Genomic DNA, 22940 nt, shown 5'->3' on the forward strand with positions numbered 1-22940 from the left:
GACATGATCACCGGGCGAGGCTACCAGCAAGATCGCTATCTAAACGGCATTGGGCAGCGACATGCGGCGGCCCGCCCCAACCGCACCGGGGACATTACGGGCAAGGCCGCGGACTCCATGAACCTGAACAACCCTCTGACGAATCGAGGTTAACGGTCGCAGAGGTCAAGCGCCTGTTCAACGCCGTCACCGACCACACACCGACCCTGGAACAGGCTGCTCACTGGTCAGCCTGGCGACGCCGCCACCAAGCACGTGCCCGCTGGTTCCATCACCGAGCCCGCCTGACCACCGCATATATCCAGCTCAGTTAACGAATGGCGGCTGCCGTACTAGCCAGGAACGTCCATGCGTCCCGGTTCTTTGCGAGCACTCGCGGGCCGGGATAACGCACTGAATCAAAATCCGTTATCGCGGAAGAAGTGCTCCATCAAATGCCAGAAAGACCGGAAGCGGGTGGCATCGAGCTCGTACAAGGAGTCAAAGTACCACGCTTCCCATTCATCGTTCGAGGTGACAATGTAAGGATTGAGCAGATAAACACTACCCTCGACGTTCTCGGAAATGCACAACGTGTGCGGCAGAAAGTCTCCCACCTCAAAAAAATCCCGATCCTGAGGTGCGTCGTAGTCGAAGAAATAGTCGGCGGGCAGTTCCGGGATCGGGGAGTCAGGCGAGGGACCCCATGTGTTCGCGAGGTGCGGATCCACGTCGCGCGTCCACCCGACCTCGGCGATGGGGAGAAGGTGAACACTGGTAAAGGAGTTCACGTCCCAGCCGTTGCTTACCTGGAGGAACTCTCGGTAGCTCGGTGGCAAGCGGCGGCCGAGGCGCTCTTCCTGACGGAGGAGTTCGGCTTCACTGACGGGAGCCGCTCCCAGCCATCCGGTTGGGTGCGGCGAAGATCCCCTACCGTTGTGGAGATCGTGGTCTGTGCCACTCACGACCTGGAGGCGTTCAGCCCATGCGTAGCGGGGGGTGTTGGGGCCGTTCATGGAGCGCATTCTACGGCAAGCTGTGAATAGATACTGCCGCAAGCGGCCGAAGGGGTGAGGGAGGGCCACAGGGCCCTCCCTCGGATGGATCGGACTGACTACACGATTAGGGCTGGATCAGCACCCAGAATTCGTTGTCGCCGCCGACTCGGTAGTGTGAGAAGAAGGATCGCAGCACATGACCATGGTCGATATTCTGCTGGTGATCCACGGCGCGTACCGAGAAATGCCCCTTCGCGTGCAAGGCGCCTTGGATGGTACTGGCGAACGGATATTCGTCGCAGGAATTGGTTAGGCCTCGAGGCGGGCCGCCGTTGTAATATGGCTCTCCGTATTTCTCCGGCATGTAGTACTTGCAGTAGTTGGTGCCGACCCCCTTTGGCCAGATCTGCTGACTTGTGGTTCCGGAATCCAAATGTAGCTCTAGATCACTAAAATACTTCCGGTTCGCTTTGTCCATTGTCTTATCGGGGTTGCGTACCAGGGGCTCGCTATTCGGATCGGCCCAGTTTCCGGCGATGTTCTTGGGACGTTCGTTTCCGAGTTTGTTTCTCGTGGGCGGGTACCCGGGCTGGCTCCAGTCGTGCCCATCCCTCAGGTACGGGAATGTGGTGGCGTTCGTCTCTGGATTCAGCGCCGTCTCGATGTGCTCAATTACTTCAGGGAACAGAGTATCTCGCTTCTTCGACATCGCGAAGACGCGACTGGCGTAGTGGTTGATGCATCCGCCGATATGGATGTCCGCCTTCTGGAATCCGAACTTCTTCCAGTCGCAGCGGAATAGCGGCACCGCGGCCTGATCTCCGTTCTGGGCGTTGATGGTATCGCCCTTCCGGCGCACACGACGGTCGTCGCCGTTTTCGTCCTTAACGATCTGACTCCACAAATAGAACCTCATCGGGACGTCCGGCCGCTCAGGATCGTCGAAGATTTCGACCTGCGGCTCGAGCTGGCACCAGTTGTTCTTCGTCGGATCGTCAGGCGGCATCGCCCGAACGATGTACCGGGAGTCGGGCTTCGCATACCACTCGGAGACGTCCTTGGTCTGGTCGGTGCCACTTCGCACCTTGCAGTCCGTGCCCCAAAGCGCGCCCGGCTCTGCGTCTAGGCGTACCCTCATAGGCAGGCCTCGCAGCTGCGCGGACGACAATTTAACCCTGCCGTTTGCGTCCTCAACCGCCATTTCGTCGACACGGATGAAGACCTTCATGTCCTGCGGCTTCAGCTCCTCGTTTGGCGCCGGATTAACGATGTTGTTGCCAGTGTCGTCGCCAAGGTAGCTGTGGACGACCCAGGTGGCGCGGAACCGGAACCTGTCGCTGTCGTCGAAGAACGCGCTGCCGAACGTACTGGCCAGCATCTTGAAGAGGCTGCCGGACTTCGCCGCCTTCTTCAATCTACGGGTATCGGAATCCTCGCTGAAGTCCTGGATGTACAGGTAGGCCGACCAACAGGAAAGATAAGGCTTCTCCTGAATGCGGGCCAGATTGTTTTTCTCGAACCAGGTCGTGTCCTTGCAGTTCTGCTCGTTGATGTGGTCGTACTTGAAGTTGTAGACGGGAATGCCCGCGGTTGTTGTGGCCTTGGTCGCACCGCTCTCCACCGGCGCAGAATTCTGCGGAGCCGCCACGCTGGCACTTCGGGCAAGCAAGGCGCCGAGCTCGGTGCCGCTCAGCGGTCGCTGATAGAGCTCAAGCTCGTCGATCGCGCCGAGCATATTGGCGCCAAGCCGCATCGGCGCGTCGGCCCTCCAGCCGGCAGAGATCAGCTGAGCGCTGCCGACCTGGGTGCCGTTGAGGTACAGCGAGGCGGACTTGGCCGCGACGTCGTACACACCAGCCAGGTGGAACCACTCGTCGACCGGTGGTTCGACGCCGGAAAGTACACCCTCGACCGTCGCATCGGCGGTGTCGGCACTGGTGAAGGTGAACGCCAGTCCATGGTCGGCGGTGTTGCCGAGGCGGAAGGGCGCCTGGTGGGTTCCCTTCTGCTCGAGGACGGTGTAATCGCCGTCCTTGTCGCTCCAACGCAGCCAGGCGGCGGCGGTGAAGCTCTGGTCGGTGCGGATTACGGGTCCGGCAGCCTGCGCCAAAGGCTCCTCGCCGGGCTGGATGACGTCCACGGTGACCTGCTGCCAGTCAGACCAGGCCGAGGATGCCTGGTCGCCGACCGCGCGGGCCCGCCAGCGCACCTTCCACCCGTCGGTCAGCTTGCCCGCTGGAACGGCAATGCTCGCTTGGGTGCCGGAGGCCACGTTGTCCACGGCGCCAGCCCAGATCTGGCCGGTGCCCTGACCGGTCGCGGCCGGGTCGTGCTCGATCTCGGCTTCAGCGCGCAGTGCCTGGCCGGTCGGGTGGGTGAGGGTGGCCTGCAGCGTGGGGGTGAGCGCGGTGGTCACCATCACGCCGTCTACCACCTTCGACGGAGTGATGGTCAGGCCGGTGGCGGTGGGCTTGGGCAGGCTGATGGCGAGGGACTGCCAGCCTGACCAAGTGGAGGCGGCGGTGGCCGAGACCGCGCGGGCTCGCCAGCGCACCTTCCACCCATCGGCCAGCTTGTCCGCCGGGACCGTGATGGCCGCCTGGGTACCGACCGGGACGTTGTCGGCGCTGCCGACCCAGATCTGGCCACTGCCCTGACCGGTCGCGGCCGGGTCATGGTCGATCTCGGCCTCGACGCGCAGCGGCTTCCCTGCGGGGTCACTCACCTGGGTCAGCAGAGCTGGGGTGAGGGTGGGGGTGACAGTGGTTCCGTCCACCTGCTCGGACGGGGTGACCTGCAAGGCGCCGACGGACGGTTCGGAGGCCGGGTCCGGCACGTCCACGGTCAGGAGTTGCCAGTCCGACCAGAGTGAGCTGACCGTGGTGGCGGTGTTGATCGCTCGGACCCGCCAGCGCACCTTCCACCCGTCCGTGAGTTTCGCGTTGGGGACGGCGATGCTGGCCTGGGTGCCGGATGCGACGTTGTCCACGGCGCCGGTCCAGATCTGGCCGGTGCCCTGCGTGGTCGCGGCCGGGTCGTGCTCGACCTCGAACTCCGCCCGCACTGGCTGGGCGGCCGGGTCGGTGACTGTGGTGCGGAGTGTCGGGGTCACGCTCGTGGACACGGTGACGCCGTTCACCACCTGTGAGGGGGTGACCTGGAAGGCGCCGACCGTAGGATTGGGTACATCGACCGTGGCTGTCTGCCAAGACGACCACGCCGAGGCGGTGGCGGCCGCGGCATTGACTGCACGAGCTCGCCAGCGGACCTTCCAGCCATCTGCCAGCTTCCCTGCGGGGACACCGACAGCGGCCTGGCTTCCGGAGGCGACCGCAGATGAGGCACCGGCCCAGATCTGGCCGGTGCCCTGCCCGGTTGCGGCCGGGTCATGTTCGACCTCGAACTCGCCGGTCAGATTGCCGCCAGCGGTGTCGGCGACGGTGGCGGCCAGTTGCGGGGTGAGCGAGCTGGTCACGGTCGTGCCGGCAACATCCTGCGCTGGGGTGATCGTGAAATTAGCGATCGTGGGGGACGACGCGGGCGCGCTGGTCGTGACGACCAGCTTGGGCGGGGCGTTCCATTCGGTGTCGTCGGAGGAGGCGTACATCCGCCATTCGATGGTGGTGTTTTCGGTCGGAGCCTTCAGTACCAGGCCGTGGTTGGCCGCGCCGGCCGCCCAGTCTTGGCTGATGCCGGTGATGTTCCATTCCGTCGGAGTCTGGGTGCTCGCGCAGTCGATGGATGTTTTGTTGATTTGGGCGTCTTCGGTGGTGAAGGCGGGCTTGTTCGCCCAATAGAGGTTGTTCTCATCCCAGGCGCCGGTCACCCGGGCCGCCTGTACACCCTGCCCGACTGATGCTCCGCAGGTCTTGGCACTGATGATCGACATCGACAGCCTGGCATCGGTAACGGTTTTGCCCACGAGCGAGGTGGTGTCGAAGCGCAGAAGGGCGCGCATCTTCTGGCCTGTTTGCACACCTACTGGAAGGGCGGTGCTGGTCGGGTAGGCCGGCGAGTCGGCTGTATCGGTGCTGAGGACACTGAGGTCGTTATTGCTTGGCAGCGTCGTAGTCGGGTCCACCCGGACCGGGTACACGGTCTTCGAGTCCGACAGGAACGCGTGGTCGGGCTTGAGCACCAGCTCTGTGCGCCCGGTCTTGGATACGACTTCGGTGTCGATGACCGCGTGCCTGGCCAGCGGGAGGCGGCCCTTGGCGCTACCGTCCCACATGATCGGCTGCGGCGCTGAGGCCACGAGCTTCTTGTCCTTGCCCTTCAGCAGCAGACGTCCGCCCTTGCCCTCGGACAGGGTCAGGCCATCGCTCTCCACGCCGATGCGCAGCTCCAGCGGCTTCGACGGTCGCTGGCGCAGCACCACGTCGTGCCGGAACCCGGTCGGTAGCACCGTCACCACCAGGTCAGCCCCGGCACCGGCGGCGTCGGTATAGGTGACGACGCCACCCTTGACCATCGGCTTGGGTAGCGGTGTCGGCCAGCGCAGCGCGTACGACTGCCCATGCGCGGTCATGCGCACGAATGTCCCGGCGCCGCCCGTCGAGATTTCCACCGACGCATTCGAAGCGATCGCCTTCGGACGCAGAACACCTCCATGCTCGAACAGCGTGGTGTCGATCGGCACCCACACGCCGTTCTGCTTGGTCCGTATGGGACCCGCAGCGACCTCCGTCCGGAACGCCTTCCCATCCGGCAACGCGTACGTGATGCTGGTCGCGGTCGTTTCATCGGTGACCTCGACGGCCTTTCCCTGCTTGGCCGCAGAGCTGGAGGCGGCTATCCGCGCCTGCGACGGCACGTTGGAGATCGCGTTACCGCTCTTGCCCGCAATCCACGCCGCCGTGTCGTTGAGCGATGCGCTGTGACCGTTGCCGGACGAATCGGCGACGATCTTCCCGGTACCCTCGTCGAACGTCCAGTGGGCGGCCGCCTGGTCGGTGGTGCGGAAGGACCATGTGTAGGGAGACATCTGGTTGTCCCACTCGTCGATGGCTCCCGAGACGGTCACCGTGTACGTGGTGCCTGGGCTCAGCGGCTGTCGCGGAGTGAACGTCACGGTCTTTTTTGTGGTGTCCTCGGACAGGGCGCCCTCCACCTCGGCACCTGACGAGGGCTTCACCGAGACGGCGGTCTCTCCGACCGGCTCAGTAAACGTCATGCGTATCTGAGCGTCGAGTGGCACCCCGGTGGCGTTGCCCGCGGGTTCGTGCGTCAGCACACGAGGAGAGAAGACCTCTTCCTCATCGGGATCCGTGGCGTCGTCACCCTCTGGTTCAGGGCCGCCGAGGTTGAGCATGTCGGAACCGACGAAATACGGTTGACCATCACGTTTTGCTGCCGCCATCCTGGCGACTTCAGGGCTGAGACCGAGCTCCTCCCGATCCGCTTCTGACTCGGGTACGAAGACCGACTTCTGGATCGCTTCCTCATATTCGGGAAAGGTCTCCATGAGGGTCGGACTGGAGATCACGACAGTTTCCTGGCGAGGCGGCACTGGCGGCTCGAAGTCGACCGTGAGCCTGGGGCCGTGGGCGGGATAGCCGCTGGTCTGCTCGCGGCTGCGGTAGCGGCGCCAGTTCCGCAACTCCGATTCGTCACCGGCGCGGAGCTGGAACCCGTAGTTCGTTTCCCCGTCCGCCCAGTCCTGGACGATGGTGTCGACCGAGTGGATGAGATCGTGCTCGTAGTTCATCGAGCCGGCGCAGTCGGGGCTGTACGCCCCGTACTCGGTGTCCGCGCCCACGTTGGTGACCGACGGCTGGTTGCCCCACTGCAGGGTCAGATGGTCCCAGTCGGACGTGACCCGCCGGGCGGTGATTCCGGAGCCGACGAACTCGCCGCAGTCGTTGGACAGGTAGTTCCACAACTCCAGGTCGGCGTTCTGGATGTTCGAGCCCCAGAACGGGTCGGTCGCTTTCGGCAGCGGGAACTGAATGTAGGCGCGCCAGCGCTTGGCGATGCCGCTGGCGTAGGACTTTCCGACCCACATCTGGTCGCGGTAGTGCATGTCCCAGCTGTCGGTGAGGTCCACGTCATTGATGTACGTGTCCATCGGATCGCCGGGGGGGCAGGGATCGCCCCCGAGCGTGCACTCGTACCAGTCGTCGTCGATGGCGGCCATGGTCACCGGGAACGTGGTCGCCGGGTCGGCGAGGAAGGCCGCGTCGGGGCTGTACACCAGCGCCGAGTCGTCCAGGCTCACCTGGGCCCTGCCGACCCTGACGGTGCCGAGGTCGGCGTTCGCGTCGGCGGCCTTCGCGTCCAGTAGTGCCGCGGGGCGGATGTCGAGGCTGTGCTTGCCGTCCTGGTTCTTCAGCGTCGGCTGCCCCTTGGCGTTCTTACCGAAGGAGATGCCCTTGGGCAGATCCACGGGGACGCGGAACGTCACCGGCTCGGCCGGGCGTTGCCGGATGACGATCTGCTGGCGGAACCCGGTCGGGGTGGTGGTGACGACCAGGTCGATGCCCTTGCCGTACGCGGACGGGTAGGTGGCGGTGTTGCCGTTGAGCGTGGGCTTGGGCAACGTGCGGGGGGCGTCGATCCTGGCGGCGAGGTCGCCGCTCTTGCTCCTGATCGCTTCGGTGTCGCCGCCTGCGGACAGCGTCAGGCCGCCCTTGGCCGCCTTGGGCTTGATGACTCCGTTCGCCTCGATGAGCGTGGTGTCGATCGGTGTGAAGCCTTTGCCGTCGGCGTTCTTGACCCGGATGGGCTCCAGGTACTGCTCCATCCTCAGGGTCTTGCCGTCGGGGTTGGCGTAGTAGGTGGTGTTCTCCGAGCGCAGCGACTCGATCTCGATGCGCCGGTTGTCCTTCTTGGCCTGCGCCAGCGCCTTACCGGTGGGGGTGGCGGGAGCGCTCGGCGGGGTTGTGGGGGGTGGCGTGGGGTCCTGGGCGAGCGCGGGTGCGCTGATGAGCGAGAGCGGCATGGCGAGGGCTGCGATCAGGGCAGCGCGGCGTCGTGTCCGGCTGGATAAGCCGGACGCTGTTCGTGATTGTTTCACTCGAGCCTTTCGAACAGATGTGGCAAAACGGAGTGATCATCACATGAGTTGTGATCTTATGTAAAGATCCTTCTTGGGCGGGGAACTTCCCATCCCGATCTCGGATCAGATAGCGTGCCCGGCAGCCCGCATCGTCCAGATCCATCACCAGGTTCTTGATCGCCTGAGTGACCCAGTCGGCGCTCGGGTGCGCGGTGGTGCCGAGCACGCGGATTAGTTCGCCAGCGCGTTGAAAGACTCATCAGCGAGTTGAACACCAGCCGCAGCCGAACCGTGCTGACCGAGTTCCTCGGCTACATGGGATGGAGGAGTGCGGGCATCTCCCGGGCCGGACATGCCGGTACAGGCCGACCGTGACGGCGAAGGGCTGCGTGGCTGTGCCAGATCCGCCGGCCCGCTGTCCAGCGCTTCCGACAGGAACCAGCACGGTGCGCCCACATGCGCCCCCCGCTCGAAACGGCCGCGGAGTGATGCCCCTATGAGCTCAACTCACGCCAAGAGCCGCCGCTACTCCGCGCGCGAGGGTTTCGATGATGTTCGGAACATAGAAGATCACACCGATCACGATTGCCACAACGACGAACTGCACGAACCGCGTGATCTCCTTGGTGAAGAGGAAGAATAACGCCACCACGGAGACCGTCACGAGGAGCAGAGGTCCGAAGAACCCCCGCAGAAAGTCCGCCAGCCGTTGCGTGTTGAGCTCCGCTTGTGCGGGGCTCGGGCTGGCCAGCAGGAAGAACAAGATGCCCGCATCGTGGCTCACGTGGATGTCCCCTGTGATCGTGATGGTTGTGGTACCTGGAAGGCAGTGCCTGGGCCCTGATCGGAGGAGTGAAGCCTCGGCGGCCAGCCCCTTCACCCCTCTGATCAAGGCCCAGGAACGATCATCACGACTGGTTCCGGTCCTGCCAATGGTGGGTGACCGTAGGACGGTCGCTGTCATCCTCCGTATAACTGGCCCAGCGGTATGGCAGCCGCGCTACCGCTCCATCCCCGCGTGCGCGGGGAGCACCCGTCCTCGCCACGCGAGGGGATGTTCTGGAGGGGCCCATCCCCGCGTGCGCGGGGAGCACGCCACCAGCCGCTGAAGCAGCGCCAGGACGTCGGGACCATCCCCGCGTGCGCGGGGAGCACGACAGAGGAGCGGACCACCAGAGGAGCGGACCACCAGAGGAGCTCGGTGGGACCATCCCCGCGTGCGCGGGGAGCACAGCGGGTCCCGGCCGCGCCCGACGGCGGGCCGCGGGTATTGTGGCGGATCGACCGCAACAGCCGGGCGGAGACCTACCTCTACATCGTCAGCCCGGACAAGCCCGACCTCACTCACCTGGTCGAGCAAGGCGGCTGGCCCGAGACGGGTCGGTGGGACACCTACGACTACGAGCCGTTCCTGTCACGCCTCGCGGCCGGTGGCCGGTGGGCGTTCCGGCTGACGGCCAACCCGGTGCACAGCATCCGTCGCAAAGACGGCGAGCCCACCAAGGTCACGGCACATGTCACCCAGCGCCACCAGTTGGACTGGCTCCTGAAGCACCAGGAAAGGGCCGGGTTCAAGGTCGTCGAGAGGCCGGCCGACCGGCAGCTCGTGCCCGGCCTCGACCGGCATGAGATCGTCGTGCACGACCGGCGTCAACTGTCCTTCGCCAAACGTGGCCAGAAAGCCCCAGTCACCCTGCTCGCGGTCACCTTCGATGGGCGGTTGGAGGTCACCGACCCGGACGTACTCCGGCACGTCCTTACCCGTGGGCTCGGCCGCGCCAAGTCCTACGGGTGCGGCCTCATGACGCTGGCCGAGGCGTGAGCCATGGCCACCGTCGGCCAGCGCGGGATGTCGTCGCCCCGCGAGCTCACCCGCATGGGGGACCGCATCTCGTTCATCTACCTTGAACGATGCATCCTGCACCGTGAGGACAACGCCATCACAGCCGAGGACGCCGAAGGTGTCACGCACATACCGGCTGCCACCATCGGAACCCTGCTCCTCGGCCCCGGCACACGCGTCACTCACCAGGCTATGAGTCTTCTGGGGGACAGCGGCGCCGGCGTGGTGTGGGTCGGTGAGCAAGGGGTGCGCTTCTACTCCGGAGGCAGGTCGCTCAACCGCTCATCGTCTCTTGTCGAAGCGCAGGCGACGAAGTGGGCCAACCGCAGAACCAGACTTGAGGTGGCCCGCGAGATGTACCGCATGCGGTTTCCCAACGAGAACCCAGACAGCCTCACCCGGCATGAACTTCTCGGTAGGGAAGGCCGAAGGGTCAAGGAGTGCTACCGCAAGGAAGCCGAACGGGCGGGCGTTCCGTGGAACGGCCGAATCTACGTACCCGGGGATTTCAACGCCGGCGATCCTGTCAACCAGGCTGTTACGGCAGCCGCCCAATGCATGTATGGCATCGCCCAGACCACCGTAGCCGCACTGGGCTGCGCACCCGGGCTGGGCTTCATCCACTCAGGGCACGAACTGGCCTTCGTCCTCGACATAGCGGACCTCTACAAGACAGAGATCGCCATCCCGATTGCCTTCGATGTGGCCGCGGAGAGTCCGGACGATGTGGGCTCCCGCACACGGAGAGCCATCCGCGACCACATCAACAAGAGGCGGCTGCTCAGACGGTGCGTGAACGACATCAAGCATCTGGTCCTCACAGAAGCGGCCAGTGACAACCTCGACGATGAGGACATCGACCGCGTCACGCTGCAGAGCGATCACGGCACCGAAGTAGAGGCCGGCCGCAACTACGCCGACGATGACATCTACGAGGTTCCCTGGTGACCGTCATCGTGCTCACCCGCTGTCCAGCGGGGCTCCGTGGCTTCCTGACGCGTTGGCTGATGGAGATCTCTCCTGGTGTCTTCATCGGTGGCCCATCCGCTCGCATCAGGGAAGCGCTCTGGCTCGAAGTGGAGGAGTACGCCGACACCGGGCGTGCACTCCTCGCGTACACCACGGACAACGAGCAAGGCTTCACCTTCGAAACGCACGATCACAAGTGGCACCCCGTTGACCACGAGGGCCTCATCCTGCTGCGGCGTCCCAAGGACCCGCCTGCATCGTCTTCTGCTGCGCCCCGCAATTGGAGCAAGGCAGCCAAGCGACGACGCTACGGGCAGCGCTGAGCTTGTAGCGTTCAAGGCACCGAGGCTCTGTGGCCTGCCTGTGAGGATGTCGCATATGTCCGAGTCTTGGGAAGTGCTCGATTTCCGCCCCTCCGTGGGCTAACAGTGCTGGTCAGTGAGTGTCCTCCCCGCGCACGCGGGGATGGTCCCGTCGGTTCCGCTTCTGTGTAGGAGAGGCGGACGTGCTCCCCGCGCACGCGGGGATGGTCCCCGCGCGGTGACGACCGGCGGCCACGTCGGCGCGTGCTCCCCGCGCACGCGGGGATGGTCCCGAGCCGGACACGTACCAGATCAAGCAGGGCAAGTGCTCCCCGCGCACGCGGGGATGGTCCCCGTGCGCGTCGACCACGGCCGCAAGGACGGAAGTGCTCCCCGCGCACGCGGGGATGGTCCCTTGCCGGGCGAGCCCTCGGCGACCCGGCCCACCTGGGCGGTGCTGATCGAGCGCAGCGGCCGTTCGCGCTCCACGGTGGCGCTATGGCTGCGCTGGCTGCGTGAGCGCGGGTTGCTGGGCACCGTGACGCCCGGATCGACGGTGCGCGTTCGCAAGGGCACGCAGTGCGGCACGATCGACGATGGGTTGGGCAACATCGCCGCCGAGTACGTGCTCGCGATTGCGGCCGCCCCTAACGACGACGTGGCCGTCGACGAGCCTCGGCAGGCGCCCGCGCCCCGATCTCAGAAGGCCGTCTTCTCCCCTGTGGATGAATCTCGGACCCCCTCTGGGTTCCCCTCCGAAGGAGGGGAACCCTCGCCACGCTCGCGCGCGCGGCTGCCTCCGCCTGGCAGCCCACGATCGCTGACGATCACCGGCTGAGCGCCGCCACTAGGGCAGCAACGGATCGGACCCTGGAAGATCAACGGGTGCGGGAGGCTCGCAGGGCTCGGCGGCGGGAGCGTGAGCGGGCCCTGGTCGTCGCTGAGCGGGTCCGCGCCGCGAGCCTGGATCTGCGCCGGTTGTCGGCCCAGCACGTCCGCCATCTGATCATGCCGCTGGTGCTGGCCGGCTGGAGCGCCGCCGACGTCAGCTACGCCCTAGACCACCACCCTGACGGCAGTTGCTGGCCGTATGCGGGCAGTGCGAAGCACCCCGCCGGCTGGGCGCGTCACCGGCTGGCCGTCTGGCTGGACGCGGACACCGGCGTCCCGTTGCCATCGCGCTCCCAGCACCTCGCGCAGGCCGCTGCGCGCCGAGCTGCCGAGCAAGCGAGGGTGGCGGCCGAGCGTGCGGCGTTGCGCGCCGTGGCCGTAGAGGCGGCTGGGTCGGCGGCTCGTGCGCGGGCTCTGCTGGCGTCGGCGAGTCCGCGGGCTGCGGAGGTCATGCGGCGACGGGCGATGGGGCAGGCCGAGCGCTCTCGGTGGCTGGCCGGGCGCAGAAGTCAGCAATCCGACGCAGCACCGCAGCTCGAGCCGGATCACGCCTAGTACTACAGCCAGGGTTTGTGATTTATAGTCAGGGTTCATACTGAATGAGTTATCTGCAGACGATCTTCAGGTGTGGGTGTCTGGTCTGGACACGCTGTTCGGACGGGTGGCCGGCCGGTTCGGGCGGGTGGAGCCACGCAGGCAGGCGCGGGCTTATGTGACGGGGTTGCTTGCCCCGATCGAGCGTAAGAACGGCTGGCAGCTGGCAGAGGCGGCAGGGGACGCGGCGCCGGATCGGATGCAGCGGCTGCTGAGCAACGCCCGCTGGGATCCCCGTCTGGTGCGCTCTGACCTGCGGGACTATGTCGCAGAGGTCACCGCGATGGCGTGCTGATCGTGGATGAGACGGGCTTCATCAAGAAGGGCGATAAGTCGGCCGGGGTGCAGCGTCAGTACTCCGGCACCGCTGGTCGGGTGGAGAACTGCCAGCTGGGCGTGTTCTTGGCGTATGCCTCCCCGCTGGGCCGGGCCTTGATCGACGCTGAGCTGTATCTGCCGAAGTCCTGGACCGATGATCGGATCAGGTGCGCTCAGGCCGGCATCCCTGACGCGGTGCCGTTCGCTACCAAGCCGATGCTGGCGCGTACGCTGCTCGCGCGGGCGCTGGATGCGGGGATGCCGGTCTCCTGGGTCACCGCGGATGAGGCCTACGGCATGGACTGCAAGTTCCGCCGCTTCCTGGAAGAACGCCGACTGAGCTATGTGGTGGCCGTGCCCAAGAGCCAGACGGTCGCCTTCGGGCCGCGTGGGGACATTCGGGCCGATACTTTGGCCGCCCAGGCCCCGGCCGAGGCGTGGAAGCGCCGCTCCTGTGGCGATGGCGCGAAAGGGCCGCGGTTGTATGACTGGGCACTGGCCAGCGTGCATTTTGAGACCGAGCCTGGCTACCGGCGCTGGCTACTGGTCCGGCGCAGTCTGACGCCCAACGCCAAGGGCGAACTCGAGCTGGCCTACTACTGTGTCACGGCGCCGCCGGCACCACCACCGACGACCTCATCGGCGTCGCCGGGGCACGCTGGGCGATCGAGGACTGCTTCCAGAGCGTTAAGAACGAGACCGGCCTGGACCACTACCAGGTCCGCCGCTACGACGCCTGGCATCGGCACATCACCCTTGCCATGCTGGCCCACGCCTACCTCGCGGTCACCGCCGCTCACTGCCCAAAAGCCCAAGCGGCCTGGTCGACCTCACACCCGCCGAAACCCGCCGTCTCCTGGCACACCTGACGAGGATCACCCGCCCGATCACCCACGCCCTCGCCTGGTCCCATCGCCGCCGCCTCCACCAGACTCGCGCCCGTAGCAGCCACTACTGGAGACGCTGGCTAAGACATCACGAAATCAGGCTGTAGTACTAGATGCCGTCCGCGGCCACACCGGTCAGAATCTAGGCGCCCGCCGACTGCTGGCGAGCACCTAGTGCCTACCCCTGCGATAATAGCGCGCAAGAGAATAACTACATTCCGTCAGGCCAAAATGCTGCCTGAGACGAAGCCTGGATGCAGCTCAGTGAGCTAAGTCAGCACTGAGGCCGTGACGTCAATCCGCCGGGCGGACCTGTACATCAGAATTCGTGGCGACGAATATGCTCCTTAATCAGGCGTGGCGTCAATCAGCGGCCACGGACTAGCCTCGAACTTTTGTGGTCAAGGTGTGGTCGGCTGAGGGTTGGATTGCGTGCTGTGGCCAGCGCGTTGACCCGGCTGCCGTGGCGGGTGGGGCGGGGTTTCCCGGTCCCGCGGGTGTCCTTCCTGTTTGTAGGGATGGTTGGTGGCTGGCCAGGGCGGTGCGGCCAGGGCCTGTAGACGGTCCAGTGCGGGGCTCAAGGACCTTCATTTCAGTCGCCAATCTCAAAGGGAAGAGAATCCTCCCTTATTGAGAAGTGATCGATGAATGAACGCACAAATCTCCAGGACTGCGTCGATAGAGGAGGTTGCTGGGTGGATGCTATGTTCGCATATCGCCCAAGTGTATCGATCGCCTGTCGAAGGCTATTTCTCAGCGCGTAAGACACGCCAAGATGTCCGAGCAAAAACTGGTCCAGCGACTCCTGTTCGAGTCGATGGATCACATCATCCAGTGTTCGGAACTCCCTAAAGAAGGGCAGCCCGTAGGATTCGAGATCCACGCACAGTGTCTCTACCACACTGTCCACCGAAGTCGAATCGAGTACAAGCCATCTAGTGGTGATATCGGAGATGTGGCCATATCGGCTCATCAGGTGTGCCAGCCCGCGCCCAAAGGAACAGACGCCCACGTTGTCCGCTACAAGTCCGTAGAACTTGGTTACGAGCCGACTTGTCTCGGGATGTCTAACCCCAAGGGCTGGTAGCAGGAGTATTCCGGAACTGAGCTTCGACATGCGGGGAGCAAATTGAAACTCAACCTCTACTGACTCGCGCAGGATGAATATGGGGCCTTCGCTGTCGATTGGCGTCCATCCGCGCAGCGTCAACTCCTGTGACATCCTGGCTATCAGGTCTGCTTCTACTGGCAATGGGGACATTTCCATGCGTCGAATTCTACAGGAAAGTGCACTCTAGACCCCTTCGGCAGGCCGTACTGTGCGAGCTTCTTTGAGTTCAATATGGCGCCGGCGGCACCGTTTAGCTCCGGATACCCCACCGCTTGGTTAGGTGTGATCGTTGCTCGTCGTCCGGTCTTCACCTCCACGGCGATCCAGTTCCCGTTGGAGTCGCTGGCCACGAAGTCGACAATGAACTGATTGCCTTTGCTGTTGAGGAACGCCACTTCGCGTTCAATAGAAGTGTACCCGTCTTTGAGCAGGCGCTCGTAGGTCGCGAGCTCACCCATGTCGCCATGGCTGTTGCCAGTGACGGGACATTTGTCATTGTGAACGAGAACGGGCGTGTTGCCGGCAAGCACATAGTACGTGTGGATGTCGGCGATGGTCAGATTGTGCACTCGCTGCGGCGCGGTCCAGCGTTTGATGGCGGTGACCTGAACGAAAGTGCCGGCAGAGGTCCGGAGCCACATGCCCGGCTTAAGGTCGGTCGCGTCGATCCACCGGTCGAGGTTCTCGACCCAGAAGGGATGCTTGTCCGTGGCGACGATGACGCCGTCAACGCCGCCGCTCTTGCCTTCTGTTTCGTCAGCGATGGAGATCTGAACGAGATTCTTGTCTCCGTCTCCGCCGATTAAGGCGAGCACGGGCTTGGCGACGGTTTCGCCCGTCTCGGGGTCAGTGGCCAATACCTCGTCTCCGACTTCTACCTCGGAGATCGGTTTGGTCGAGCCGTCGGCCATCAAAACGCGGGTGTCCGGGGTGAAGCTATTGCAACGTCGCACCAGCTTGCCAAGGAACTTCCCGGAGTCGCCAGCGATGGGGACGAGCCCGGCCAAATCCCATACCGCGCCTTGGGTGTCGCCCTCGGCGAGGTGCTTGAGCGCGAGCGCGATATCAGCGGGTGTACCCACAATAGGCAGGTAGCTGAGGCCCTCCAACTCCTTCTCACCCGGAGGACGGCCATTCCTGGCTCCGTCCGCGTCGAGGGACTCCCCGTGTCGAGCGGCTTCGAGGGCGGTCACTTCGCCGTTCCGGTCCTCGTCCATGCCCTCCCGATAACGGGGGTCCATGTGCGAGGCGGGCATCGTCTTGTCTGCAGCGCCCGGGTTGCATTCGAGGCTGGCGTTGTCGTAGCAATCCGACGGCTTGTAGTTCGGGTTGTGCCAGGGGCGTGGTTCGTGGCCGTCGAGTTCGATCCCGGTGATGGGGTTGCCGCCGGTGAAGGCGTAGCGGTTGGCCGTCCAGGGGTCGAGGCCGAGGTTCAGGTCGGCGAGGGCGCCGTTGTAGGTGTCGCGCAGGAGGAAGCGGTTGAGGCCGGGGTTGTAGTCGCGGAACCCCATGTCGTACATGCCGGTGGAGTTGTCCCAGCGCTTGCTGTTGAAGCGGTAGGGGTTGTACTCCTCTTTGGCGGTGGGGTCGACGGGGTCGGGTTTGTCGATGCCGGTGAAGAGTTTGTCGTCGTTCTTGCCGTAGGCGGTGTAGCCGTAGGTGGCGCGGGTGTCGCCGGTTTCCGAGGTGATCTGTTCGACGTCGGTGTGCGGGTTGTAGCCGTAGTAGGAGGACTCTTCGCGGTTGTCCTCGGTGAACTTCACCTGCGACAGGCGTTCGCCCCAGGGCGAGTACTGGAAGGATTTGACGAGTTTGCCGGCCACCTCTTCGTCCAGGACTTCGGCGGACAGGCCGAGGTAGGAGTAGGTGGTGGTTTTGGCGGAGGCGGTGCCTTCCTTCTCGGTCTTGGTGGTGGTGCGGTCGAGCGGGTCGTAGGTGTACTTGGTCACCGTGGAGGTGGCGCCGTCGCCGCCGAGCTTCTCGTGCCGGGTGACGTGGTCGAAGCCGTCGTAGGTGTACTTCTCCCAGATCTTGCCGCCGCCCTGGATGGTGCGCAGCCGGCCGTACGGGTCGTAGGTGTAGGTGCTGGTGGCTCCGTCGGTGACGGAGGTCATCAGGCGGTTGCGGTCGTAGGTGAAGGTGGTCTTCTTGCCGAGGACCGTCTCCTCGTGGACGTTGCTGTTGGCGTCGTGCCAGTACGTCTCGGTTTCGGCCGCTCCGCCGGCGACCGGGGTCTTGACTGTTTTGGCGATGCGGTCGCGGGGGTCGTAGGTGTAGGTGTACTCGTGTTCCAGGTACGAGCCGGGTGAGTCGGCGTTCTGGATCTTGGCGTGGTCGCGGGCGCGGTGCAGGTTGCCCTGGTAGCCGAGGGTGTGTTCGGCGACCACGGTGGCGTTGGGCTTCTTTTCGATGGAGTGGCGTAGGACACCGGACAGGAAGTAGTCGTAGTCGACGGTGTTGCCGTTGGCCTTGGTCTCCTGCAGGCGTTCGGCGCGCGGGGTGTAGGTGTAGCTGGTGGTCTTGGGCTGGGTGTCGGTGGCCGACTTCTTGTTGACGACCTGCTCGACCAGGTCGCGGACGTCGTAGCCGTAGGTGGCCAGCGTCTTGTCGTGGGTGCGTTCGACCACCGCGCTGTTCTCGTTGTAGCGGTAGGCGGTGGTGTTCTTCAGGACGCTGTTGAGCTTCTCCTGGATCTGGTCGATCTGGTTGAGGTTGGTGTAGGTGATGTCCCACAGGTCGATCTTGGCTGTGGGGGACCTGTCCTCGATCTTGGTGAGGTTGGCGTTGGGGTCGTAGGTGTAGGTGAAGTCCTTGGTCTCGGTGTCGGTGTCGCCGGCGTTGTCGCGGACGAGTTTGACGGCGTCGGCGACGACGGTGCCGTTGGCGTCGTCGGTCAGTTTGACCGAGCCGGTGTTGCCGGCGGTGAAGGTGTAGGCGCCGAGCTCGACCCAGGTGCCGGGGTTCTTGGTCTGGTCGATCGTGACGTCGGCGGTGCCGCCGTCGTGGGTGATGGTGTATTTGGCGTTGGTGGCGGTGGCGCCGGCGGGGTACTGGGCGTAGAGCTTGTAACTGCCCGCGCTCGGGGTGGTCAGGTTCCAGGTGAAGCTGCCGGCGCCGGTGCCGGCGGGGGCGACGGCGTAGTCGTAGCCGACGAAGCCCGAGGTCGCGGCGACTGTCGGGCCGACGATGTTGGACGAGGAAGTGCCGCCGCCGGTGGTCGTCCAGGAGCCGACCGCGGTGACCTGGCCGGTGTCGGAGTTGTCGCCGAGCACGACGTCGAGGCCGAGGGGGACGCCGTCGTCGGAGTGGGTCTTGAGCTTGCCGTCGGGGTAGTACGACCAGTCCAGGGCGCGCTGGGAGGAGCCGCCTGCCGAGGTGACGGTGCGGTTGGTCTGCAGGCCCAGGTCGTTGTAGTCGTAGGTGGTCTTGATGTCCCACGGGTCGGTGGTGGTCTTGGACCAGCCGTTGTCCCAGTACGACATGGTGGAGACGTTGCGGACGGTCTGCCCGTGCGAGGGCGGGTGGGAGATCTCCTTCAGCCGGGAGACCGCGTCGTAGGCGTACAACACGCTGTCGGGCTTGTTGTAGACCGGGTCGTCCGGGTCGAAGGGGTAGATCTCCTCGGCCGGCCGGTTGAGCTTGTCGTACTTCGTCTCGTGGATGAAGTCGGCCGGGTCTTCGGGGGTCTCCACGCCGCGCGGGGTGATGGTCTTGGTCTTGTTGCCGACCTGGTCGTAGGTGAACTGGGTGGTGACGTGTTTGACGACGCCGTCGGTCTCGGAGTGCGGGACCCGCGTTTCTGTGACGTCGCCGCGCTTGTTGTAGACCGTGATGGTCTTGTTGTTCTCCTGGTCGGTCTGGCCGACGACTAACCCGTCGAGGTCGTAGTCGGTGGACGTCAGGTAGCCGGCGGCGTCCTTGGCGGTCTTGACGCGGTGGTTGCGGTCGTAGGTGTAGAAGGCGGTGTAGTCGCCGGTGTCGGTGGTGGCGTTCTTGCGCGGGTCGATGACCTTGGTGGTGTTGCCGACGTTGTCGTACTCGTAGGTGAGCTTGTGCTGGTCGGCGTTGATGACGTCGGTCAGCTGGTAGATCGGGTCGTAGACGTAGGTGGTGGTGAAGTCGGCGGCGGTGGCGCCGGACAGGTTGCCCTTGGGCTCTGTCTGGGTCTTCAGGTTGCCGGCCAGGTCCCAGGTGAAGGTGGCCTTGCGCTCCGGTCCGTCGGTGGTGTCCTTGGGCAGGTTCGACTCGAGGAGCTGGTCGGCCTTGTCGTAGACCGCGGTGGAGACGGCGCCGTTGGGCGCGGTCATCTTCGTGACGTTGTCGTTGCGGTCGTATTCGGGCGCGGGGGTGACGATGAACTTCGGCGTGGCCGCGTCCTGGTCCTTGGGGACCTTCGACTCGAGCGGGCGTTTGAAGATGTCGTACTTCTGCGTCGTGGTCTTGCCGAGGGCGTCGGTGACCGACCGCACGTTGCCGCGAGCGTCGTAGGCGGTCGTGGTGGTGTTGGTGTAGGCGTCGGTGATCTTCTCCGGGTAGCCGGAGGGGTGGTAGTCGCTGAAGGTGGTGGGGTTGCCGTTGGCGTCGGTCGCCTTGACGAGCTGGCCGAGCGGGTCGTGGTCGTAGCTGGTGGTGTAGTCACCGGCGGTGGCCGATTCGACGCCGAGCGGGTCGGTGACCGTCTTCAGGTTGCCGTTCGCGTCATAGCCGAACTGCCACTTACGGCCCTCGGGTGAGGTCTTCTCCAGCAGGTCGGCGACGTAGCCGTTGAGGAACGACTGGTAGGCCAGCGTGGTCGGCGCGGTGCCGTTGTGGTTGGCCTCGGCGTCCTTCAGCTCCAGCGGGTAGCCGGTCTTCTGGTCGAACTTCCACGTGGCGAACGCGCCGTTGGCCTCGGTCAGCTTGACCACGTTGTGGTCGGCGTCCCACTGCAGGGCCGTGGTCTCGTCCTTGGCGTTGGTGATCGACTCCGGTCGGCCGTAGGCGTCCAGGACGTATCTGGTGTTCAGGTTGGTGCCCTGCTGGAGCGGGTCGACGACGGTGGCGTTGATGACGCCGCCCTGCGGGCCGTCCGGATCCTCGTAGGCGAACGTCGTGTCGCCGCCCAGCCGGTCGGTCAGGGTCTGGACCTTCCACAGATCTTCAGGGTCTTCCGTCGCGTCGTAGTAGTCCAGCGAGGTGGTGTTGCCGCGAGGGTCCTTGACCGCGACCAGCTTGACGTTCTTGGTTCCCTGGGTGGCGTCGTAGGCGAGCTGGAACGTCTTCGCGCCGTCTTCGCCAGCGCCGTCGACCATCTTGGCCATCAGGCCCTTGTCGGTGTAGGTGAAGGTCACCTTGCGACCGGCGATGTCGGTGATCGACTCGACGTTGTCGATGATGTGCGGGTTGGTCAGCTTGGTGTCGCTTACCTCGTTGCCGGAGCCGTCGATGTAGGTGTAGTCCTGACCCTTCTTGTAGTAGTCGAAGGTCAGGGTCTGCCGGCCTGCGGCGTCGGTGATGTACTGCAGGAACTTGGTGGGCTTGTTGTTGGAGTGGCGGCGTTGGTCGGTGAACGACATGGTGTTGCCGTTCTTGTCGACGATCGCCGACTGGAAGCCCTCTTCGTCGAAGAAGAACTGGGTGCGGTCCGGCTTGGTGAAGACCCACTGCCGCGCCGGGTCGTCCGAGTACTGGTCAGGCGCGCCCGTCTTGGCGACACGCTGCAGGTACAGGTGCACGCCGCGGGGGTGGACATAGTCGCAGATGTTGGGATAGCAGCGTGTGTTGCCGTTAGTGTTGAGTGTCCAGACGTGCGTGGTGCCGTCGCCGTCGGTCAGCCGCACCTGGTCGGGCCATGTCTTGCCCGGCGGGTGGAACTGTAGCTGGGAGCCGAGCTTGGCCAGCGTGGACGTCTGCAACGACCAGCCGTAGCCGAGCGATGCCGTGGAGGTGTCCAGGCTGTTGTAAGTCATCCGGACGAACGTCTGCGCGCCCCGCGAGGGGTTGGAGAAGGCGTTGTAGTTCCAGACCACGTTGCCGGCGTAGGGGTTGACCAGCGCGGTCGACCCGGCGCCCGTGTTCTTGCCGGTGAACTGGTAGAACTTCTCCAGGCCGAGCAGGTCGGACGTCGGGGAGTCGATGCGGATCTGCTGCGGCAGCTGCGGCAGGTGGTGGGTGGCCGACTTCCAGTTGTTGGTCGTGGTGTCCTGCACGTCCCATACGAGCTGGACGCCCTCGGCCAGGTTGCTGCTCGCTGCGGGGGCCTTGACCTGGGCGTCCACCGTGGCCGCGGTGTTCGGCGGGACCTCGAACCGCAGCGGCGTCTTGAGCTGGTTGTCAGCAGTGGAGACGTCGGTGCCGTCGGGCAGCTTCCAGTGGTAACTCACTACGGTGGACGTCGCGGGCCAGGTTTCGGTGGTGGTGTTCTTCACCATCATCGTGATCGTCGTGGTGGCACCCGCGTCCAGCCGTTCGGGGGTGCCGGGGGCGTAGAAGGACGGCACCGCGCCGTCGCCTTCGCCGTAGGTGACGGTGAGCTTCGGCCGCAGCAACTGCTCGGCGGTCTCACTCGCCAGGAACTGCACCGACTGCTTGGCGGTGCCGGGCTCGTCGGCGACCTTGACGAGCAGGCCCTTGCTCGAGCCCGGGTCCGCCGCCCAGTCCATGGCGGCGGCGGTGACGTTCCACTGCCGCCATCCGGCCGTATCGGTCAGACCGGACACGGTGGCCAGCGCGGTGGCGTCGAAGTCACCGCCTGACGTGCTCCAGGGACTGTTCCACGTGGCGTTCTCGTCGAAGGAGGTCGTCAGCTTGTGGGCGGTGAGCGACGCGCCGCTGCCGGTGGAGGTCGCTTCCCACAACGAGAGCTTGGCGTTGGTGATCTGCGCGTCGGCGGGGATCTCGCTGGCGTAGTCGTCGAACGTCACGACGGCGCGGGTGTTGCCGAGCGCGGTGGCGGTGTTCCCGATCTGCAGCCGCTTCTGCTGCGTCACCTGGTCGTGGCCCGTCGTCGGCTCGCCGGAGGCCAATGTGGTGTCCGCTGACCCGTACAGCGTCTTGGTGACGTAGCCAGGCTTGGGCAGGAACACCCGCACCTTCTGCGAGGGCACGACCTGCCCGTTCTTCAGCACCGCCTCGACCCAGTAGTCGGCGCGGTGCGTGTAGTCCGGGTCGGCGGCCTCACCGGGGGCCGCACCGCTGCTGGTGTCTGCATAGGAGGTGGTTCCCGGCTGCAGCGTCGCCACCAGGCTGTCCACCGTCCCGCCGGTGGTGTTACTCGTGATCTGGCAGCCCGACGGGCACTCGTGGTGGAGCCGGTATTCGGCCAGGTCGTCGCTCGGATCGTCCGGAGTGGGGTCGGCGTAGGCGCTCCAGGACAGCGACGCCCCCTGCGAGGTGGCATGGGTGGGCTGGTTCAAGGTGACCGACGGGCTGCCGAAGGTCACCAGCAGCCGCGGATGCGCGGTCGGGTCGATGGTGAGCGGGTCGACTGCCGGAAAGTCGTCCATGGCGTGGTAAGCAACGCCGCCGACCGGAGCCGTCTTGGCCTCGTTGACCGCCTTGACCACGATGCCGCCTATGGGGGCGTCAGCGGTGGAATACCAGGCGTTGGCCATGGCGGTGACATCGAAGGAGTGCCAGCGCGACAGCTCGCCGACGTTGCGCGTCACCGTGGATGCGGCGGTGGCAGCGAAGCTGGGCTGGTTGTTCCAGGTCACTTCCTGCGAGCCCCAGGTGGGATCGGTGATCTCCCTGGCTTCCAGGGCTACGGCTGCCGTCTCGCCGAGTGCCTGGTCGAAGTACATCTCCAGGCGAGCCTGGTCGATGCGGGTGCCGAAGGGCAGCACGTCCGTGCCGATCGGCACGCCGAAGTACAGCAGGGCGCGGTTCAGCCCGGCCGACGTCTTGCCCACCGGCAGTTTCCAGGAGTCAGCGAAGTTGGTGTTCGCCGACGCGTTGGTGACGTAGGTGTCGTAGACCTCGATCGCCCAGTCATTGACCTTGATGGTGGGGTCGATCACGACCGGCCACTTGCGCTCGGGCGCGGCCAGCCACGCCGCGTCCGGCTTCAGGGT

9 protein-coding genes, 1 pseudogene and 1 CRISPR repeat array are annotated in these 22940 nt (G+C 65.0%); of the genes and pseudogenes, 5 read left to right on the forward strand and 5 right to left on the reverse strand.

Going from position 1 to position 22940, the window contains the following annotated elements; translation table 11 throughout:
* Positions 1–398: 398 nt before the first annotated feature.
* The 3 genes from FHU36_RS31620 to FHU36_RS31630 form a co-directional block, all read right to left on the reverse strand.
* The gene (locus FHU36_RS31620) at positions 399–995 is read right to left on the reverse strand and encodes an SMI1/KNR4 family protein (RefSeq protein WP_185087774.1); all 597 of its coding nucleotides are present in this window, start codon (positions 993–995) and stop codon (positions 399–401) included.
* Positions 996–1101: 106 nt separating this feature from the next.
* Positions 1102–7917 carry a DNRLRE domain-containing protein gene (locus FHU36_RS31625; RefSeq protein WP_185087775.1) on the reverse strand — a complete coding sequence of 2272 codons (6816 nt, stop codon included), beginning with the start codon at positions 7915–7917 and terminating at the stop codon, positions 1102–1104.
* A 559-nt stretch (positions 7918–8476) separates the two neighbouring features.
* Positions 8477–8758 carry a hypothetical protein gene (locus FHU36_RS31630; protein WP_185087776.1) on the reverse strand — a complete coding sequence of 94 codons (282 nt, stop codon included), beginning with the start codon at positions 8756–8758 and terminating at the stop codon, positions 8477–8479.
* Positions 8759–9175: 417 nt separating this feature from the next.
* Here FHU36_RS31630 and cas6e point away from each other — a divergent pair, with 417 nt between their 5' ends.
* The 5 genes and pseudogenes from cas6e (at position 9176) to FHU36_RS31655 (ending at position 13760) form a co-directional block, all read left to right on the forward strand.
* Positions 9176–9796, forward strand: a complete 621-nt coding sequence (gene cas6e / locus FHU36_RS31635; protein WP_185087777.1) for a type I-E CRISPR-associated protein Cas6/Cse3/CasE — start codon at positions 9176–9178, stop codon at positions 9794–9796.
* A gap of 3 nt (positions 9797–9799) precedes the next feature.
* A complete protein-coding gene (gene cas1e, locus FHU36_RS31640; protein ID WP_185087778.1) occupies positions 9800–10765 on the forward strand; it encodes a type I-E CRISPR-associated endonuclease Cas1e in 966 nt (321 codons plus the stop codon).
* Positions 10762–11109, forward strand: a complete 348-nt coding sequence (gene cas2e / locus FHU36_RS31645; RefSeq protein WP_185087779.1) for a type I-E CRISPR-associated endoribonuclease Cas2e — start codon at positions 10762–10764, stop codon at positions 11107–11109. The genes cas1e and cas2e overlap by 4 nt, the downstream gene beginning before the upstream one ends.
* A 121-nt stretch (positions 11110–11230) precedes the next feature.
* Positions 11231–11503: a CRISPR direct-repeat array (repeat unit 29 nt; unit sequence GTGCTCCCCGCGCACGCGGGGATGGTCCC).
* Positions 11504–11926 (forward strand): hypothetical protein, encoded by a 423-nt coding sequence (locus tag FHU36_RS31650; protein ID WP_185087780.1) that lies wholly within the window; start codon positions 11504–11506, stop codon positions 11924–11926.
* 645 nt (positions 11927–12571) lie between these two features.
* Positions 12572–13760: pseudogene (locus FHU36_RS31655) on the forward strand (IS701 family transposase).
* 610 nt (positions 13761–14370) lie between these two features.
* Here FHU36_RS31655 and FHU36_RS31660 read toward each other — a convergent pair.
* Together FHU36_RS31660 and FHU36_RS31665 are read right to left on the reverse strand one after the other, a co-directional pair.
* The gene (locus tag FHU36_RS31660; protein ID WP_185087781.1) at positions 14371–15045 is read right to left on the reverse strand and encodes a hypothetical protein; all 675 of its coding nucleotides are present in this window, start codon (positions 15043–15045) and stop codon (positions 14371–14373) included.
* Entirely contained in the window at positions 15021–22886 is a 7866-nt protein-coding gene (locus FHU36_RS31665; RefSeq protein ID WP_185087782.1) for a DNRLRE domain-containing protein, read from the reverse strand. The genes FHU36_RS31660 and FHU36_RS31665 overlap by 25 nt, the downstream gene beginning before the upstream one ends.
* Between the last annotated feature and the right edge of the window lie 54 nt (positions 22887–22940).

Source organism: Nonomuraea muscovyensis, assembly GCF_014207745.1.
GTDB lineage: Bacteria > Actinomycetota > Actinomycetes > Streptosporangiales > Streptosporangiaceae > Nonomuraea > Nonomuraea muscovyensis.